This window comes from Arthrobacter sp. NQ7, assembly GCF_029581595.2.
GTDB classification, from domain to species: Bacteria; Actinomycetota; Actinomycetes; order Actinomycetales; family Micrococcaceae; genus Arthrobacter; species Arthrobacter phenanthrenivorans_B.
This window is the reverse complement of sequence record NZ_JARFXU020000006.1, coordinates 124768-142748: the sequence shown is the minus strand read 5'-3', so window position 1 is coordinate 142748 and position 17981 is coordinate 124768. Positions and strand designations below refer to the sequence as shown.

Annotated in this window: 14 protein-coding genes; 5 read left to right on the top strand and 9 right to left on the bottom strand. The window is 67.4% G+C overall.

The genetic code is table 11. The features are described from left to right. Window positions 1–28: 28 nt before the first annotated feature. Both PUN71_RS09365 and fdhA read right to left on the bottom strand, forming a co-directional pair. Entirely contained in the window at window positions 29–382 is a 354-nt protein-coding gene (locus PUN71_RS09365; RefSeq protein WP_277798163.1) for a GNAT family N-acetyltransferase, read from the bottom strand. Between the two features lie 112 nt (window positions 383–494). Continuing rightward, window positions 495–1706, bottom strand: coding sequence for a formaldehyde dehydrogenase, glutathione-independent (gene fdhA, locus PUN71_RS09360; protein ID WP_277798162.1), 1212 nt, complete (start codon window positions 1704–1706; stop codon window positions 495–497). A gap of 300 nt (window positions 1707–2006) precedes the next feature. Between fdhA and PUN71_RS09355 the strand changes: the two genes are divergently transcribed. The 3 genes from PUN71_RS09355 to PUN71_RS09345 all read left to right on the top strand — a co-directional run bounded on the left by PUN71_RS09355 (window position 2007) and on the right by PUN71_RS09345 (window position 6135). Continuing rightward, window positions 2007–2981 (top strand): aldo/keto reductase, encoded by a 975-nt coding sequence (locus tag PUN71_RS09355; RefSeq protein ID WP_277798161.1) that lies wholly within the window; start codon window positions 2007–2009, stop codon window positions 2979–2981. 176 nt (window positions 2982–3157) lie between these two features. Then, window positions 3158–4897: a RecQ family ATP-dependent DNA helicase gene (locus tag PUN71_RS09350; RefSeq protein ID WP_277798160.1), complete on the top strand. Its 1740-nt coding sequence runs from the start codon at window positions 3158–3160 to the stop codon at window positions 4895–4897. Window positions 4898–4932: 35 nt separating this feature from the next. Beyond that, window positions 4933–6135 (top strand): TerC family protein, encoded by a 1203-nt coding sequence (locus tag PUN71_RS09345; RefSeq protein WP_043451619.1) that lies wholly within the window; start codon window positions 4933–4935, stop codon window positions 6133–6135. Between the two features lies 1 nt (window position 6136). On the opposite strand, the gene eda is transcribed toward PUN71_RS09345, so the two are convergent. The 6 genes from eda to PUN71_RS09315 form a co-directional block, all read right to left on the bottom strand. Further along, entirely contained in the window at window positions 6137–6763 is a 627-nt protein-coding gene (gene eda, locus PUN71_RS09340) for a bifunctional 4-hydroxy-2-oxoglutarate aldolase/2-dehydro-3-deoxy-phosphogluconate aldolase (RefSeq protein WP_043451617.1), read from the bottom strand. Beyond that, window positions 6756–8168: a mannitol dehydrogenase family protein gene (locus PUN71_RS09335; protein ID WP_277798159.1), complete on the bottom strand. Its 1413-nt coding sequence runs from the start codon at window positions 8166–8168 to the stop codon at window positions 6756–6758. Before PUN71_RS09335 ends, eda begins: the two co-directional genes overlap by 8 nt. Before the next feature lie 38 nt (window positions 8169–8206). Continuing rightward, the gene (locus PUN71_RS09330; protein WP_277798158.1) at window positions 8207–9181 is read right to left on the bottom strand and encodes a sugar kinase; all 975 of its coding nucleotides are present in this window, start codon (window positions 9179–9181) and stop codon (window positions 8207–8209) included. Then, the gene (manD, locus tag PUN71_RS09325; RefSeq protein ID WP_277798157.1) at window positions 9178–10389 is read right to left on the bottom strand and encodes a D-mannonate dehydratase ManD; all 1212 of its coding nucleotides are present in this window, start codon (window positions 10387–10389) and stop codon (window positions 9178–9180) included. Before manD ends, PUN71_RS09330 begins: the two co-directional genes overlap by 4 nt. Window positions 10390–10488: 99 nt before the next feature. Further along, complete coding sequence (locus tag PUN71_RS09320) at window positions 10489–11517, bottom strand: L-idonate 5-dehydrogenase (RefSeq protein WP_277798156.1); 1029 nt, start codon at window positions 11515–11517, stop codon at window positions 10489–10491. Next, window positions 11514–12911, bottom strand: coding sequence for an MFS transporter (locus PUN71_RS09315; protein ID WP_043451610.1), 1398 nt, complete (start codon window positions 12909–12911; stop codon window positions 11514–11516). The genes PUN71_RS09320 and PUN71_RS09315 overlap by 4 nt, the downstream gene beginning before the upstream one ends. 177 nt (window positions 12912–13088) lie before the next feature. On the opposite strand from PUN71_RS09315, the gene PUN71_RS09310 reads away from it, so the two are divergent. Both PUN71_RS09310 and PUN71_RS09305 read left to right on the top strand, forming a co-directional pair. After that, the gene (locus tag PUN71_RS09310) at window positions 13089–13814 is read left to right on the top strand and encodes a GntR family transcriptional regulator (RefSeq protein WP_277798155.1); all 726 of its coding nucleotides are present in this window, start codon (window positions 13089–13091) and stop codon (window positions 13812–13814) included. 128 nt (window positions 13815–13942) lie between these two features. Beyond that, window positions 13943–17620, top strand: a complete 3678-nt coding sequence (locus PUN71_RS09305) for a TM0106 family RecB-like putative nuclease (RefSeq protein WP_277798154.1) — start codon at window positions 13943–13945, stop codon at window positions 17618–17620. A 2-nt stretch (window positions 17621–17622) separates the two neighbouring features. On the opposite strand, the gene PUN71_RS09300 is transcribed toward PUN71_RS09305, so the two are convergent. After that, entirely contained in the window at window positions 17623–17934 is a 312-nt protein-coding gene (locus tag PUN71_RS09300) for an acylphosphatase (protein ID WP_277798153.1), read from the bottom strand. Window positions 17935–17981: the final 47 nt, after the last annotated feature.

Sequence of the window (17981 nt, the reverse complement as noted above, 5' to 3'; positions counted from 1 at the left end):
AAAACCATTCTGCGCGTCGAATGCGGTTCTAGGCGCGGGTCCGGGCAGCCAGCGCGCCCTCCAGGAATTCGAGGTGGGCCGGGGTGACGGCGACAACGCTGGCCGAGTATTCCGGGTGCTTGGCCAGGAACTTCTTGATGAACGGGCACACCGGCGCGATGCGGCTGCCGGACTCGACCGTGCTGTCCAAGGCCGCCGCGGCGAGCCGGCCGGCCAGGCCCTGCCCGCCGTATTCCTCGTTGATGACCGTGTGGTAGAAAATCCGCTGCGGCGACTCCCCGCCGTCGTATTCCTTGTAGGCCGCCTTGCCGATCACGTTGCCGGCGTCCAGGATCTCGAAGCGCTCGCGCCCGGGGTTGTGGCGGACGGTGATGTCACTCAAGGGGTACTCCTTTGTTAGCGGTTGGTGCTGCCCGTGCCAAGCCTAACCCGGCCCGGGCAGCCCTTATTTCCGCAAACGCGGTTCCCTGGGGGCGTCTCCGTCCGCCGTCCCGTCAGCTGAGGTAGCCGTTGGGATTGAGGACGTACTTCGTGGCCGCGCCGGCGTCGAATTCGGCGTAGCCCTTGGGCGCCTCCTCCAGCGGAATCGCTTTGGCGTTGACGTTCCTGGCGATGTTGACCCGGTCGTTGAGGATGGCCATCATCAGCTGACGGTTGTACTTCATCACCGGACACTGGCCCGTGGCGAAGCTCAGCGACTTCGCCCAGCCGGTGCCGAGGCTCAGGCTCAGCGACCCCTTCTTGGCTGCCTCGTCAATGCCGCCCGGATCACCTGTCACGTACAGGCCGGGGATGCCCAGCGCCCCGCCCGCCGCGGTGATGTCCATCAGCGTGTTCAGCACGGTCGCGGGTGCTTCCTGCGCTCCCTTGCCATGGCCGCGCGCTTCGAAGCCCACCGCGTCCACGGCGCAGTCCACCTCGGGCACGCCCAGGATCTGTTCGATCTGGTCCTTCGGCTCACCCTGGGTCAGGTCCACGGTTTCGCAGCCGAAGCTGCGGGCCTGCGCCAGCCTGCCGTCGTTCATGTCGCCAACAATGACGACGGCGGCACCCAGCAGGTGTGCGCTGGTGGCCGCTGCGAGGCCCACGGGACCGGCTCCGGCCACGTAAACGGTGGAACCTACGCCCACGCCGGCCGTGACCGCGCCGTGGAAACCGGTGGGGAAGATGTCCGAGAGCATGGCCAGGTCCAGGATCTTCTCCATGGCCCGGTCCTTGTCCGGGAACTTCAACAGGTTCCAGTCCGCGTAGGGCACCAGGACATAGTTCGCCTGGCCGCCGACCCAGCCGCCCATGTCCACGTAGCCGTAGGCGCTGCCGGGCCGGTCCGGGTTCACGTTCAGGCAGATGCCCGTCTTGCGTTCCTTGCAGTTCCTGCAGCGGCCGCAGGCGATGTTGAAGGGCACCGAGCAGAGGTCCCCCACTTTGATGAATTCAACGTCGCGGCCCACCTCCACCACTTCGCCGGTGATCTCGTGGCCAAGCACCAGGTTGGGTGGGGCGGTGGTGCGGCCGCGGACCATGTGCTGGTCCGAGCCGCAGATGTTCGTGGCCACCGTTTTGAGGATTACCCCGTGGTTGACCGGGCGTCCAACGTTGGCGGGATTAACCCCGGGCCCATCCTTGAGCTCGAACGTTGGGTAGTCAATGTCGATTACTTCTACCTTGCCGGCTTCCTTATAGGCAACGGCTTTGTTCCCTGTCATCTATCGCTCCTGTAGTCAGGCGTCCGGTGGGACGGCCGTGATCTTGGTAGGTGGGACATCCCGCGCGGGAACTGCGCTGGTCCAAGGGTTTTCCTGCCGTATCCGGTGGTCAGGTATCGGTTCCCGGGTTGGGGATTCGCCCAGTCTAGGCACGGCCCCCATGGCGGTCTAGGGGTATCGGCCCCCAGTTTCAGGCGCAATCCGGAGGGTATGCGCCTATAGTGGCGTACGCTGCACCGGCCAGGCCATAGACACCGGCCGGCCGGTTCCACATCAGGTTCGACCTTGAGGAGAAACGGCATGAAAACGCGCACCATCGGACAGTTGACGGTTTCCGCCCTGGGCCTGGGCTGCATGGGCATGAGCGAGTTCTACGGCAACGGCGACGAGCAGGAATCCATCGCCACCATCCACGAGTTCCTCGATGCCGGCGGATCGCTGCTCGATACCGCCGACATGTACGGCCCTTTCACCAACGAGGAACTGGTGGGCAGGGCAATCGCCGGACGCCGCGGGGACGTTGTCCTGGCCACGAAGTTCGGAAACGAGCGCCGTGAAGACGGCTCCTGGGTGGGCATCAACGGCCGGCCCGACTACGTCAGGTCCGCCTGTGACGCCAGCCTCCGGCGCCTGGGCGTGGACCACATCGACCTCTACTACCAGCACCGCGTGGACAAGACCGTCCCCATCGAGGACACGGTGGGCGCCATGGCGGAACTGGTCCAGGCCGGGAAGGTCCGCCACCTGGGCCTGTCGGAAGCATCCGCGGACACCATCCGCCGGGCCCACGCCGTTCACCCCATCACCGCACTGCAGACCGAGTACTCGCTGTGGGAGCGGGAGCCGGAAACCAAGGTGTTTCCTGTGCTCGCCGAGCTGGGCATCGGGTTCGTCCCCTACAGCCCGCTGGGCCGCGGCTTCCTGACCGGGCAGATCCGCAGCGCGGACGACTTCGCCGAGGATGACTTCCGCCGCCATTCGCCGCGCTTCCAGGGGGAGAACTTCACCCGGAACCTGGAACTCGTGGACCGGGTGAAGGACCTGGCGGACCGGAAGCAGTGCACGCCGGGCCAGCTGGCCCTCGCGTGGCTGCTCGCCCAGGGTGAGCACATCGTCCCCATCCCCGGGACCAAGAAGCGGGAACGGCTGCGCGAAAACCTGGGCGCCGTTGATGTCGAGCTCAGTCAGGACGAGCTGCAGCTGCTTGACCAGCTGGCACCGGCCGGAGCAACGGCGGGTGCGCGCTACCCCAACATGTCCACCATTGACGTCTGACCCCTAGCCGGCCTGGTCAAGGCAGCCGGGCAGCCCCGGCTCCAGGCCGGGTTTGTGGACACGGCGGGTGCATTCGCCGCGCGCCGGTGTTTACGACGCCGGCCGGGGCTGGCGTAGGCTGGTGGGCACGGCTGAAGCAAGCGGCCGCTGTTTCTTTCTGCGCGGAGCACTTTCCTATGTCCGACGAACCAGCCCTCCGGGCCCTTGCTGAGTCACCCTTTTCCCTGCCCCACCTGAGGGACGGCCAACTGGCGGGCATGGCGGCCCTTGCCCAGGGACGCGACGTCCTGGCCGTGATGCCCACCGGGTACGGCAAGTCCGCGATCTACCAGGTGGCGGCCCTGCACCTGCACCGGAAGACCGGACGTCCCGCCGTCGTGGTGTCGCCGCTGATTGCCCTCCAGGAGGACCAGCTGGACGGCCTGTCGCACGTCCTTGGCCCGGGCGCGGCGGTGGCCATCAACTCCTCACACAGTGATGCCGACGTCGAAGCGTCCTGGCGGGCTGCCGAGCAGGGCACAGCGGTCTTCCTGTTCCTCGCCCCTGAGCAGCTGGCCAAAGAGTCGACGGTGGACCGAATCAAAGCCCTGGACATCTCGCTGTTCGTGGTGGATGAGGCACACTGCGTCTCATCCTGGGGCCACGATTTCCGTCCGGACTACCTGGCCCTTGGCAATGTCCGGGAGCGGCTGGGGAACCCGCCCGTCGCCGCGCTGACCGCCACGGCCTCCCCGCCGGTACGGGACGAAATCGTGGAGCGGCTGGATATGAAGGACCCCCTGGTCCTGGTGCACGGCTTTGACCGGCCGAACATCAGCCTTGACGTGGTCCGGCACCACGAGGACAAGGGCAAGCGCAAGGCCGTGCTGGCACAGGTGGCGGATCTGGCCAGGAGCGGCCCGGGGCTGCTCTATGCCGCCACCCGGAAGGATACGGAGAAATACGCAGCCAAGCTGGCCAAGGAGGGGCTGCGCGCCGAGGCCTACCATGCGGGCCGGTCCGCCGGGGACCGCGAGCGCATCCACGACATGTTCCTGGCCGACGAACTGGACGTCGTGGTGGCCACCACCGCATTCGGGATGGGCATCGACAAGCCGAACGTACGGTTCGTTGTCCACGCCGACATCCCCGAGTCGCTGGATGCCTACTACCAGGAGATCGGCAGGGCGGGCCGGGACGGAGCCCCCGCGGCCGCCGTCCTGCATTACCGTTCGGAGGACCTGGGCCTGCGCAAGTTCTTCAGCACCCACTCCCCCGACCCCGATTCGCTGCTGGCCGTCCTGAAGATCCTCAAGGCCGCCAAGGCCCCGGCCCCCAAATCGTCCCTGGCGGAGCTCACCGGCCTTCCGGCCCGGCGCATCACCGGCCTGGTCAACCAGCTTGAAGAGATCGGCGCCGTCAGCACGGGCAAGCGGGGCATCCGGCTCACCTCCAAAGCCAAGCTGCCCGCCCTGGTGGGGGACGCCGTCGAACTGGCCGAGGCGAGGCAGCGCGTGGACCAGTCCCGGCTCACCATGATGCGTGCGTACGCGGAGACCGACGGCTGCCGGCGTCAGTTCCTGCTGGGCTACTTCGGCGAGGACCTGCCGGAGCCCTGTGGAAACTGTGACGGATGCGCGGCGGCTGCCGCACACGCGCAGCCAACAGCAGGTGGCAAGGACAAGGCCGGGACGAAGAAGCAGGACAAGAAGCAGGCAGGCAGGACGAAGGGCGGCAGGACGTCCGACGGCGGCGGCCCGGCTTCCGCAGCGGACGAGCCGTTCCCGCTGCAGTCCGCAGTGGTGCACAAGGAATGGGGTCCCGGGCTGGTGATGCGGCACGAAGACGACGTCATCACGGTGCTCTTTGAACAGGAGGGGTACAAGACGCTGTCCCGGTCCGCCGTGGTGGAGAACAAACTCCTGAAGCCTGCTTAGGTAGGCTGGGAGGACCTCCAACGAAAGGCCCCCGGGTGGAAGTACCTGCGTATGTCTGGACCCTGACCATTGCGGGAATCGTGGGGCTGCTGGCCTTCGATTTCTTCTTCCATGTCCGCAAGGCGCACACGCCCACGCTCAAGGAATCCGCAGCCTGGTCCGCCATCTACGTGGGCATCGCGTTGCTGTTCGGGTTGGGGGTGCTGCTGTTGGGCGGCTCGGACATGGGCACGGAATACTTCGCCGGCTATGTCACGGAGAAGGCCCTGTCCGTCGACAACCTCTTCGTGTTCCTCATCATCATGGCCAGCTTCAAGGTGCCCCGCGCCGACCAGCAGAAGGTACTGCTGTTCGGCATCGTGTTCTCCCTGATCGCCCGCACGGCATTCATCTTCCTGGGCGCAGCCCTGATCAACAGTTTCGCCTGGGTGTTCTACATCTTCGGGCTCATCCTGCTGGTCACGGCCGGCAACCTGCTCAAGCCGGACGACCACGACGACGACTCCGACGGCCTGGTGGTCCGGCTCGCCAAGAAGCTGCTGCCGGCGTCGGAGCACTACGACGGCGACAAGCTCTTCACCGTGGAGAACGGCAAGCGGGTCCTGACGCCCATGCTGCTGGTGATGGTGGCCATCGGCGGCACCGACATCCTGTTCGCCCTGGACTCCATCCCGGCGATCTTCGGGCTGACCCAGAACGTGTTCGTCGTCTTCACCGCCACGGCGTTCTCCCTGATGGGCCTGCGCCAGCTGTTCTTCCTGATCGACGGCCTGCTGGACCGGCTGATCTTCCTCTCGTACGGCCTGGCGGCGATCCTGGGTTTCATTGGCGTGAAGCTCATCCTGCACGCGCTGCATGAGAACACGCTTCCGTTCATCAACGACGGCGAGCACGTCAACGTTGTGGAAGTCAGCACGGCCGTGTCGCTGTCCGTGATCCTGGGCGTGCTGGTGGTGACCATCCTGGCGTCCCTCTTCAGCCCGAAGGGCAAGGCCAAGAACGCGGTGTCCGGGGCAAAGCGGCATGCCACCGAATACCTGGATCTCAACTATGAGACGGACATGGCCGAACGCGACAAGATCTTCGCCAAGATGTGCCGGGAGGAAGGCCAGATCCGCAAGCTCCCCGAGAAGTACAAGCGGCTGATCCGCAACGAAACCGAATTCATGGCCCTGCTGCGCAACGCCCACGCGGAGCATGACAAGGCCCAGGTCCGGGCTGCCGCGGCCGAGGCCTGACCTACCGGCTAAGGGCTGCGGCGCCCCTGGCCAGTGCGGTGATCGTGTCCCAGTCTTTGGCTTGGACGGCGTCTGCCGGGGTCAGCCAGCTTCCGCCGACGCAGGCCACGTTGGGCAGCGCCAGGTAGTCCGGCGCAGTGGCCAGGCTGATCCCGCCGGTGGGGCAGAACCTGACCTGCGGGATCGGGGCGCCGATCGCCGCAAGGTACTTCGGGCCGCCGGCGGGTCCTGCCGGGAAGAACTTCATCGCGTCCAGGCCGGCGTCGAGGACCGCCATGACCTCCCCAACCGTGGCTACGCCCGGCAGCACCGGCACGTCGAGGGACAGCATCGAGGTGAGCAGGGCGGGGGTGACGCCGGGGCTGACCAGGAAGCGGGCGCCGGCTGCCACGGCGGCGTCGGCCTGCGCCGGGGTGAGGATGGTGCCGGCACCCACCAGGATCTCCGGGACTTCCTCGGCGATGAGCTTGACCGACGTCAGCGCGGACTCGGTCCGCAGCGTAAGTTCGATGATGCCCACCCCGCCGTCGGCCAGCGCCCGGGCGAGCGGCACGGCGTCCTGGGGGTCGTCTATGGTGACCACCGGGATGACCGGTGAAGTGTTCAGGACGGCGGAGGCGTCAGCCATGGTTGATCTCGTTTCCCAGGCCTTCCGGCCCGTTTTCCAGGGTGCGGTACCAGTGCAGGAGCAGGTGTGTGAATTGTTCGTTCTGCGCCAGGCTGGGGTCGAAAATGGGACGGAATCCCAGCAGGGCGGGAACGACCGTCTCCGCGGTGCGGGCGGCGGGCAAGGCAGCGTGGAGTTCGGCGGCCAGCGGATCGTTCAGGCCCGCCGGCGGCGTGGTAGCGACCCTGTGCATCCAGGCTGCAATCGCGAGGGCGGCCCACCGGGGTTCGCGGCCGGCGTCGAGCGTTCCGCGGATGGTGGGCAGCAGGCGCAGCCCAATCTTCTGTGAGCCGTCGCTGCCCACTTTGGCGGTGGTGTGGCCCAAGGCCGGATTCGCGAACCGTTCCAGCACCTGCGAGCAGTACTCTTCGCCATCGAGTTCGGCTGGCAGGGTGATGGTGGGCAGTGCTTCCGCCAGCATCATGCGCCGGCAGGCGGTGCGGAACGGCTCCACCGCCACGGCATCGCTGATGGTTTCCTTTCCAGCCGCCAGCCCAAGATACGCAAGCATGGAGTGGCTGGCGTTGAGCAGCCGCAGCTTCGCCGCTTCCCACGCTGCAACATCCGCGCTGAACAGGGCACCGGCGTCCTCCCAGCGGGGTCGGCCGGCAGCGAAGGTGTCCTCGATGACCCATTGCTTGAAGGGTTCGGCCACCACGGCGGCTTCGTCACGCACCCCCAGTTCATGTTCGACGGCGGCAAGGTCACGGTCCGTGGTGGCGGGCACCATCCGGTCCACCATGGTGGACGGGAACGCCACGTTTGCCGCGATCCAGGCCAGCAGGTCATCGCATTCGGCCGCGGGCAGTGCGGCGGCAAACCCGTGGACGAGCCGCGCCGTCAGTTCGCCGTTGGCAGGGAGGTTGTCGCAGGAAAGGATGGTGACGGGGCCGGCCCCGGTGCGTGCGCGCTGCTGCAGCCCGCGGGTGATCTGGCCGACGGCGGTCAGCGGCGGACGTCCGGCGAGGTCCGCCTGCACGTCGTCGTCGGACAGGTGCAAACCGCCCGTCAGGGGATCGAACCGGTAGCCCTTTTCCGTGATGGTCAGGGTGACGATCCTGGTGGACGCCGCAGCGATCCGGTCCACGACGTCCTGCGGCCTGTCCCGCCCCGGTATTGCTTCCACAATGCTGGAAACCACCCGCGGCGGTGCAGCACCCGCGCCCCTTTCGGCGACCGTGAACAGCCCGTCCTGGGGCGTCAGCTGGCGGGCCACGGTGTCCGATCGCTGGGTGACGCCAATGATTGCCCACTCGTAGTCCCCCGAGGAGGCCATGGCGTCCTCGGTAAATACTGCGGTGTGCGCACGGGCGAATGCACCGAGGCCAAGGTGGACGATGCCGGGCTGCAGCTCCTCCCGCGGCAACCGGACCTGCTGGCCGGTGGCGGCAAGGGATGAAGAACTCAGGCGTGCGATGACACTTCTCCTTCCACGGAGTGGGCGGACGCCGCGGCGTGGGCGCGCGTCTGCTCGAACGTGGGGATGAAGCCCGTTCCGCCCTTGCCGCCCACCACCAGCGACGACGCCGCGGCACCATACCGCGCCGCGGCCTGGAAGTCGTCCCCGAGCACCAGCCGTGCGGTGAGGGTCCCCACGAAGGCGTCGCCGGCGCCGGTCTGGTCCACCACCGCGGGGGCCGGGATGGCCGGCACCCATACCGGGTCCTGCCCGGACTCGAGCTGGATCCCTTCGGCACCGCAGGTCACGGCGACGTTGGCTGTGCCCTGGGCCCGGAGCCCGGCGGCGGCTTCCTGCGGCGTGGATGCGCCCAACAACGCGCTGGTTTCGCCGGGGAATGAGGGGGTGACGAGGAAGGCCTGTGGCGCCAGTTCGGCGAGGACCGCCGTCGCTTCTTCCTTGGTGGTGAGCCGGGGGCGGAAGTTCGGATCGAACACAAAGCGCTGGGCCAGGGAGGCGGCTTTGACGACGGCGGCGCGGGCCGTCGTCGAGATGGCGGAGGCGATGCCGCCCGCCACCACCGCGCCGGCCGCGGTGAACACTGCGGGGTCCACGTCGTCCGGCCCCAGGGTGGAACCGACGCTGCCGCTGCGTGCGTAGGAGAACTCGCGTTCGCCATCCGGGTCGCTGTGCACCAGGTAGACGCCCTGCTGCCCGCGGCGGTGCAGCAACAGGTCTGTGGAGATACCCAGCTCGGCGACCCGCGCGGCAATCGCCTGGCCCAGGTCGTCGTCGGTGAGTACGGACAGCAGGCCCACCCTGGCACCCGCAGCGGCGGCGGCTGCTGCCACGTTGAGGGCGTCACCGGAGATGCCAAGCTGCGCTGGAACGCCGTGGGCGAAGGGCAGGTCGGTGGCGACTTCGACCAGGATCTCCCCCATCACCACCACATCGAAGGGCTTGTGTGCTGCAGCGTTCACCAGTCGTGCACCGATCCGTCGAGCCGGCGGTTGACAGGGAGGTACTTGGCGTCGAAGGGGAAGCGCGCGGCGGCTTCCTCGTTAAACTCCACCCCCAGGCCGGGAGCCTCACCAGGGTGCATGTAGCCGTCGTTGAAGGTGTAGGAACTCTTGAAGACCTCACCCGCCGGGTCCCGGTGGCCCATGTATTCCTGGATTCCGAAGTTGGGGATGCTCATGTCCACGTGCAGTGCTGCCGCGAAGGACACCGGCGAGAGGTCGCCGGCACCGTGGGAGCCGGAGCGGACGCCGTAAAGGTCAGCGAGGGAGAAGATCCGGCGCAGGTGGGTGATGCCGCCGGCGTGGGACACGGACGTGCGGATGTAGTCGATCAGCCGTTCCGTGATGAGCTGCTGGCAGTCCCAGATCGAGTTGAAGACTTCCCCCACGGCGATCGGGGTTGTGGTGTGCTGGCGGATCAGCCGGAACGCGGACTGGTCCTCGGCCGGCGTCGGATCCTCAATCCAGAACGGCCGGTACTGCTCCAGCGAGGCACCCAGCCGGCCTGCCTCGATGGGGGTCAGCCGATGGTGGACGTCGTGCAGGACGTGCACGCCGTACCCGAACTCCTCCCGGACGTGGGCCATCATCTTCGGCGCGAAGTCCAGGTAGGCCGTGGTCTCCCAGGTGTCCTCCTGGGGCACGTTGCTGCTGGCCGGTTCGTAGAGCTTCCCGTCCACTGGCGCGATGCCGTACGTCTTGTCCAGCCCGGGGACCGCGGCCTGGGCGCGGATGGCTTTGTAACCGAGGTCCAGGTGGTGCTGGAAGTCTGCGCTGAGGTCCTCCAGGGTGGTGCCGCTGGCATGCCCGTAGACCATGACACCCTCGCGGGCCGCTCCGCCCAGGAGTTCGTAGACCGGCATTCCGGCGGCTTTGCCCTTGATGTCCCAGAGCGCGACGTCGATCGCGGCGATCGCCGTCATGGTCACCGGGCCGCGCCGCCAGTAGGCGCCCTTGTAAAAGTACTGCCAGGCGTCCTCAATACGGCGGGCGTCGCGGCCGATCAGGAGGGGGCAGAGGTGCTCGCTGAGGTAGGACGCCACGGCCAGCTCGCGGCCGTTGAGGGTGGCGTCGCCGATGCCGGTGATGCCGTCCTCGGTTTCAATGACGAGCGTCACGTAGTTGCGTCCGGGCGACGAAACCACTACCCGTGCGTCGGTGATCTTCACTGGGGGTCCTTCAATTGGTTGTACGGGCAAGGTGGGTCGCAGGAACTGCCGTTGCGGGGGCCCACAACGGCAGTTCCTGCTGTGTGGTGAAGCGGGATGTCAGGTTCCGCTGAGCCGGAGCATGACCTTGCTGCTTCCGGCGGTTGGGTCGGCGGCGGTCTGCATGGCTTCCTCGGCGTCGTTGATGCCGAACGTGTGGGTGATGACGGGTGAGACGTCCAGGCCGTTCTGCATGGCCTGCAAGGCGTCGGTGATTTCGTCCACGAACCGGTAGGAGCCGATCCAGGTGATTTCCCGGGTGACGAGGTCGCCCAGTGCCGCGGGCGCCGGGGCGCCGGGCAGGTTGCCCACCTGGATGAGCGTGCCGCCGCGGGCCGTGGCGCGCAGGACTCCGCCCAGGACTGCCGGGATCCCGGTGGCCTCGAAGACGAGCTCCATGTCGGCGGGCAACGGATTGTCCGACACGTTGATGACCTCATCCGCGCCCATGGCCCGGGCGATTTTCAAGGACGCATCGCTGATGTCGGTGGCCGTGACGCTGCGGGCTCCGGCAAATTTGGCGGCCGCGGTGACCAGCGATCCGATCGGGCCGGCGCCGTTGACCAACACGTCCCGGCCCCGCAGGCTGCCTGCACGGTTGACCGCGTGCATGGCGACGGCAAGCGGCTCGGCCAGCGCCCCGCGGCGGGTGTCGACTCCGGCGGGAAGGGGGCGGACCTGGAATGCCTTGGCAAGTTTCCGCTCGCTGAAGCCGCCGTCGGTGTGGGGGTCGAAGGCGGCCGAGCCAAAGTAGCGGATCTGCGGGTAGAGGTTGGTCCGTCCGCGCAGGCGCTCCGGCATGGTTCCGTCCCCAACGAGTTCGGCCGGGTGGACCGTCACCGCCTGGCCAACCTCGAGGTGTTCGACGCCGGCGCCCAGCGTGCTGATCCGGCCGGCCACCTCGTGCCCCAGGACGAGCGGCGACTTCAGCGCCGCGGTACCTGACGCTCCGTGCCGCCAGTAGGACAGGTCGCTTCCGCAGATCCCGCCCCATTCGACGTCGATCACTACTTCCCCCGGCCCGGCCACCGGCTCCGGCCGGTCATCGATCCTCAGGTCGTTGGCGCCATGGACGACGACGGCTTTCATACTGCGTCCTCCAGCCGGACCATGTCGCGGCCACGGACCTCGGGGCCCACGGCGGCCGATACCAGGGTGATCAGCGAGTAACCGATGAGCATGGCGGCCAGCGGCCACCAGTGTCCGGTGACGGCGGTGAGCGTGGCTGCAAGGATGGGGCCAATGGCCGTGGCCAGGATGCCGCCGATTTCCTTGGCGAGGGCCAGCTGGGTGAAGCGGGTGCGGGCACCGAAGAATTCGGCCATGGTCACGCTTTCCATGGCGAACAGGCCCAGCACGCCGAGGTTGAGTCCTATCACCATGGCCACGGTGATGACGGCTGGATTGCCACTGGTGATCATGAGCATCATCGGGATGGCGTACACGGCAGTCAGGGCGCTCAGCACAAGGTACAGCGGGCGGCGGCCGAAGCGGTCGCCCAGGAAGCCGACCACCGGGATGGTGATGAAGCCAAGCAGGGAGCCGTACATGATGGCGTTGGTGCCCACTGTTTTGTCGGCCAGCAGCACGGTGGCCAGGTAGCCCACCAGGAAGGTCTGCACCAGGCCGGAGTTGCCGGCCTGGCCGAAGCGCAGGCCGAGTGCGATCAGGAAGGACTTGCCCTTCTTCTGGTGCAGGGCGGCCTCGATGGTGCTGGTTCCGGCAAGTTCCGGGGCCTTGGCTGCCGCGGTCTTGATCTTGTCCTTGGTGAGGGCAACGCCGTCGACGACGTCGGCACGCTGTTCAAAGACGGGGCTTTCCTTGATGGAGCGACGGATCCAGACGGCAAAAAGCATGATCACGAAGCTGGCCAGGAATGGGATGCGCCAGCCCCAGCTCAGCAGGTCTTCCTGCGAAAGCGACGCCACGAGGATGGCCCACAGGGCCGAAGCGCCCAGGGTGCCCGAGTTGGTTCCCAGGCAGACCAGTGACGAGATAAGGCCACGACGGCGGGCCGAGGCGAACTCAGCGAGCATTACCGTTGCACCTGCGATTTCCGCTCCAGCGCCGAAGCCCTGGATGAGACGCAGCGCCACCAACAGGATCGGCGCCCAGATGCCGATCATGGCGTAGGTGGGGAGCACTCCGATCAGGGTGGTGGAGGCGCCCATCAGGGCAATGGTGATGTAGAGGACCTTCTTGCGGCCGATCCGGTCACCCATCCGGCCAAAGTAGACGGCGCCGAACAGGCGGGCCACGTAGCCCACCCCGTAGGTTGCCATCGCGGCGATGAGCCCGATGACGGGGCTGACGTCCGGGAAGAAGATCTTGTTGAAGACGATGGCTGCCGCCAACGAGTACAGCTGGAAGTCCATGAATTCCATGGCGGTGCCCAGCCATCCAGAGACGGCCACTTTGGCCAGGTCCCGGGTGTTGGGAGTTTCGGCCTGGCTGCGGGTTGGCGGCGCAATGCTTTCGGTCATCAGTTGCTCCTTTGCAGGTGATGCTGTCGAAGGGGAGAGCGTTTGGAGGGATGTGGACAGCGGAAAAGCTGGGTCTGCCGGGCCTGTTCGATGGGGCAAGAGTGACCGGCAGCACGTCGATTTCGACTACCATACAAGCACTACCATTCTAGTGTGTCAACCGGCTAGACTGGTCCCATGGCAACGGACAATAGAAGCGCTTCCCCCCGGCTTTCGGTGCGCGACCAGACGCTTGAAACACTCCGGCGCAGGATCATTTCGCTGCAGTTGCCGCCGGGCGAGCCGCTGTCCGAGAACGAACTGGCCCAGGAGCTGGGGGTCAGCCGGACTCCCGTGCGCGAAAGCCTCATCCTGCTTCGCGAGGAAGGGCTGGTCCAGGTGTTTCCGCAGATCGGCTCGTTTGTCTCCCTTGTCGATCTGGGGCGCGTCTCGGAAGCGCAGTTCGTCCGGGAAGCCATCGAGTGCGCCTCGCTGCGGGACCTCGCCGTTGACAGCGACGGCATCGCTGGACTGAGGAGCATCCTGCGGGCCCAGTCCGAGGCGGACGCCAAGGACGATGTGGAGGAATTCTTCCGTTTGGACGAAGACTTCCACCGCGAACTCCTGCGCCTTGCGGGACACGAATCGGCCTGGGCCGCGGTCAATTCCGCCAAGGCGCACCTGGACCGCGCGCGCCGGATGAGCCTGCTGGACACCCGGCCGGTGTCCACCCTGATCGAGCAGCACACCGCCGTTGTCGATGCGCTGGAAGCCAACAACCTCCCGGACGCGGACAGCAGCCTGCGCCTCCATCTCCGGGCCGTGTTCGAGGATGTCCAGCGGATCCAGGAAGCAACGCCGGAACTGTTTTCGGACGGCGAAGCGCGCCGCCCGTCGCGGCGCAGCGTGGCACGCCTGGCCTGATGGCCCCCGGGCGGCAGGCCAGGCAGGAAGCCCCGGCAGGGGCAACGTGCTGCTTTGTCAGCCCCTCTTGCTACGTTTGAGCCAGGCCGGGGAAACGTCCCGGGCCCGCGAACAGTTCGGGAGGCCCCGTGTTTCTGCTCGACTCTGCCGGCGCTGACGCCGCATCCGCCGCCCCGCAGGACCTGGTGTTTTCGGCCAGCGACCTGGTGGCTGCATCCGAGTGTGAGTACCGCACGCTCCGGGTCCTGGACGAAAAACTGGGACGGACTCCCAAGCCGGAGTTCCCGGTCGACGAGATGCAAAGGCGCGCCGGTGAGCTCGGCGACCGGCATGAGCGCACCGTCCTGGCCAGCCTGGTGGCGAAGTACGGCGAGTGGGATGCCAGCCGCGGGGCAGGCGTGTACTCGCTGGAGCGTGGCCCCGCCCTGCGCGGCGAGCTGCAGGCCCGGCACGCCGAAACCGAGCTCGCCCTCAGGTCCGGCGCCGACGTCGTCTTCCAGGCCACCTTCTTCGACGGGGAATTCCTCGGCTACGCGGATTTCCTGGTGAACGAGGCCGCCGGCACGGGCAAACCCGGCCGCTATGAGGTGTGGGACACCAAGCTTGCCCGGCATGCCAAGGTCGGGGCGCTCCTTCAGCTCGCCGCCTACGGCGACCAGCTCGTCGGCATGGGACTGGAGCCCTCCCCCGTGGTCACGCTGGTGCTGGGCACCCGCGCCGGCGACGACTGGCTGCGGAGCACCCACTCGCTGGCGGACCTGCTGCCCGTGTTCCGGGAACGACGCCGGCGCTTCCGCCAGCTCACGGCCAACCACCGTGCCGCCGGGGCAGCGGTGCAGTGGCAACAGCCCGGCATCGTGCATTGCGGGCGATGCGATTACTGCGCTGAACAGGTCAAGCTGCACCGGGACCTGTTGATGGTGGCAGGCATGTCCGTTGTCCAGCGGCGGAAGCTTCACGCAGCCAAAATCACCACCATTGATGACCTGGCTGCCCTCCCCGCCGCCGAAGCAAAGAACTCCGTCGCACGGCTTCGTGCCCAGGCGCGGATGCAGCTGGGGCTGGAGCAGCCGTCAGGCTCGCGGACGTTCAGCAAGGACGGCCAGCCGCACACGGTCGCCTACACCGTGCTGCCGGACAACACGATCGGATCACTGCCCGCTCCGAGCCCTGGCGACATCTTCTTTGATTTTGAGGGCGACCCCCTCTGGCAGGACCCCGCCACCGGCGTCTGGGGCATCGAGTACCTCTTCGGCGTCATCGAAGCGCCCGCTGCGGGCGCCGACGGAGATCCTGTATTCCGGCCCTTCTGGGCACACTCCCGGTCCGGGGAACGCCGCGCCTTCCTGGACTTCCTGGAGTACGTGGAGAAGCGCCGGGCCCGGTACCCGGACATGCATGTCTACCACTACGCCCCCTACGAAAAGACGGCGCTCCGGAACCTGTCCCTCGCCCACCAGGCGGGCGAGGACACCGTGGACGACTGGCTCCGGCAGGGACTGCTGGTGGACCTGTACGCCACCGTGCGGCATTCCGTCCGCATCTCCGAAGCGTCGTACTCCATCAAGAAGCTCGAACCGCTCTACATGGGTGGCAACCTCAGGTCCGGGGACGTCAAGGACGCCGGCGCCTCGGTGGTGGCCTATGCCGCCTACTGTGCCGCGCGGGACGAGGGGCGCAGGGCAGAAGCCGACACCATCCTGGCCTCGATTTCAGACTACAACCGCTACGACTGCCTCTCCACGCTGCGCCTTCGCGACTGGTTGCTGGAGGTGGGGCAGCAAGCCGGGTCCGCACCCGGCCATCCTGGCGGTGCCGCTCCCGCCGCCGACTTCCCTGAGCGATCCGCTGGACTTCCCGCGGGAGGGAAGGACGAGGCCGCGGCCGGCAGGGAAGAATCCCCGGAGCACGAAAGGCTGCACCGGTTCCTTGCCGGACTGCCGGACAACCGGCCCTGGACCAATGATGAGCGCGCCATCGCCATGGTGGCGGCCGCCACCGGATACCACCGACGCGAACGCAAGCAGTTCTGGTGGCAGCACTTCGACCGGGTCGAGGCCCCGCTGGAGAGCTGGTCCGACCAGAGGAACGTCTTCGTGGTGTCATCCGCGGAAGTGGTTTCCGACTGGGCGTTGGCCAAGCCACGGGAACGGATGCGCACCCGCGTCCTGCGACTCCGCGGCACCATGACCGAGGGCTCGGATTTCCGTGCGGACTCCACCTGGTGCCGGCTGTACGACGCTCCGGGTCCCGATGGGATGAACCCGGAGGCCGCACCCGGAACCAGGGCCTACACGTTTGGCACCAGGATCAGCGGGCTCGAGGCGGCGCAGGACAGCCCGGAACATCTGGTCACTATCGCTGAACGGGAAACGCGGAAGGTTGCCGCATATCCCCATTTCCCCGTGGCGCTGACCGAGGACCAGCCGCTGGCAACGGCCAGCATCGAAGCCTCCATCACGGAGATTGCCCGCGCCGTAGGCGCTTCCGCACCGTCGCTGCCTGCGCAGCCGGGCGTGGACATCCTGCGCAAGCTGCCGCCGCGGTTCCGTTCCCTCCCGGGCCCGGCGGCCGTCCGGCACGGCGAGGACGGTGCCGCAGATTATGCCGGTGCCATCACCGGGTCGCTGCTGGACCTGGACCGCTCGTACCTGGCCGTCCAGGGACCTCCGGGGACGGGGAAGACCTACGTTGGCGCGCACGTCATCGGCCGGCTGGTGGCGAAAGGCTGGAAGATCGGGGTGGTGGCCCAGTCACACAACGTGGTGGAGAACCTGCTGTGCCGCGCCATCGAAACCGGCGGGGTGGACGCACAGCGGGTAGGCAAGAAACTGGCTGCACCCCACCCGGTTCCGTGGACCCTTACGGCGGAAGGCGATGTGGCGCGCCTGCTCTCCTCCCCCGGCGGCTGCCTCGTTGGCGGAACCGCATGGACCATGACCGGCAAGGAAGTTCCGCCCGGGTCCCTGGACCTCCTGGTCATTGATGAAGCGGGCCAGTTCTCGCTGGCCAACACCTTGGCCGTGAGCCGGGCGGGGACGCGGCTGCTCCTGCTGGGTGACCCCCAGCAACTCCCCCAAGTCACCCAGGGCGCCCATCCGGAACCCGTGGACGAGTCCGCCCTGGGCTGGCTCGCAGCGGGACACGCCACCCTTCCGGCCACCCTCGGCTACTTCCTGGCCGACACCTGGCGCATGCATCCGGAACTGTGCCGTGCGGTGTCAACCCTCAGCTACGAGGGGAAGCTGAAGTCTGCTCCTGCGGCATCCCAGCGGATACTTGAGGAGCTGCCTCCCGGTGTTGAGACAGTGTTCGTTGACCACAGCGGCAACGCCACGGCGTCCACGGAGGAAGCAGAGGAAGTGGTGCGCCAGGTCCGCCGCCACCTGGGGTTGAAGTGGAGGTGCGGCCCGGAGGTGGAGCCGCGCCCGCTGGAACAGCAGGACCTGTTGGTGGTGGCTGCCTACAACGCGCAGGTCCACCTGATCCGCAGGCACCTGGCGGAGGCCGGTCTGCCGGAGGTCCGGGTAGGCACGGTAGACAAGTTCCAGGGCCAGGAGGCTCCGGTGGCGCTGGTGTCGATGGCCTGCTCGGCTGTGGCGGAGGCCCCGAGGGGCGCGGATTTCCTGCTCAACCGGAACCGGATTAACGTCGCGGTGTCCCGCGGGCAGTGGCGTGCCGTGATCATCCGGTCCCCTGAGCTCACCAGCTACATGCCGCACAAACCCGCGGCCCTCGAAGAGCTCGGGGCTTTCATCGGCCTCAGCCCGCGGAACCAGGACGGGGCCCGCGCAAAGCGGGATTAGAGTCAGAGGACGCGGAAGCCGCGGAAGCTGCCGCTGGCCTGCGACAGTGAGTCGTCCACCCGTTCCACCCGGCCGGGCGTCCGGTCGGAATTCAACCAGTCCAGGAGTTTCCGGACCTGCGGCCCGGGCCCCTCGGCAACAACGGATACCGAGCCGTCGTCGAGGTTCTTCACCTCACCAGACAACCCGAGCTCCTCCGCGGTGCCCATGGTCCAGTACCGGAAGCCGACACCCTGGACCATCCCGAACACCCGGGCCTCCAGGCGTACCGCCTCCTGGCCCGCGTCATCCCGGGGGCGTTCATGCCTGCCCATGCTGCTCCTCCTGGACCTTGCACCCCGCCCAACTGCGGTCGCTGGAA

What these genes read in the sequence shown, in the direction of transcription:
- fdhA (WP_277798162.1), bottom strand. Translation starts at nt 1,706, where the DNA reads ATGACAGGGAACAAAGCCGTTGCCTATAAGGAAGCCGGCAAGGTAGAA.
- PUN71_RS09355 (WP_277798161.1), top strand. Translation starts at nt 2,007, where the DNA reads ATGAAAACGCGCACCATCGGACAGTTGACGGTTTCCGCCCTGGGCCTG.
- PUN71_RS09320 (WP_277798156.1), bottom strand. Translation starts at nt 11,517, where the DNA reads ATGAAAGCCGTCGTCGTCCATGGCGCCAACGACCTGAGGATCGATGAC.
- PUN71_RS09310 (WP_277798155.1), top strand. Translation starts at nt 13,089, where the DNA reads ATGGCAACGGACAATAGAAGCGCTTCCCCCCGGCTTTCGGTGCGCGAC.
- PUN71_RS09315 (WP_043451610.1), bottom strand. Translation starts at nt 12,911, where the DNA reads ATGACCGAAAGCATTGCGCCGCCAACCCGCAGCCAGGCCGAAACTCCC.
- PUN71_RS09350 (WP_277798160.1), top strand. Translation starts at nt 3,158, where the DNA reads ATGTCCGACGAACCAGCCCTCCGGGCCCTTGCTGAGTCACCCTTTTCC.
- eda (WP_043451617.1), bottom strand. Translation starts at nt 6,763, where the DNA reads ATGGCTGACGCCTCCGCCGTCCTGAACACTTCACCGGTCATCCCGGTG.
- PUN71_RS09300 (WP_277798153.1), bottom strand. Translation starts at nt 17,934, where the DNA reads ATGGGCAGGCATGAACGCCCCCGGGATGACGCGGGCCAGGAGGCGGTA.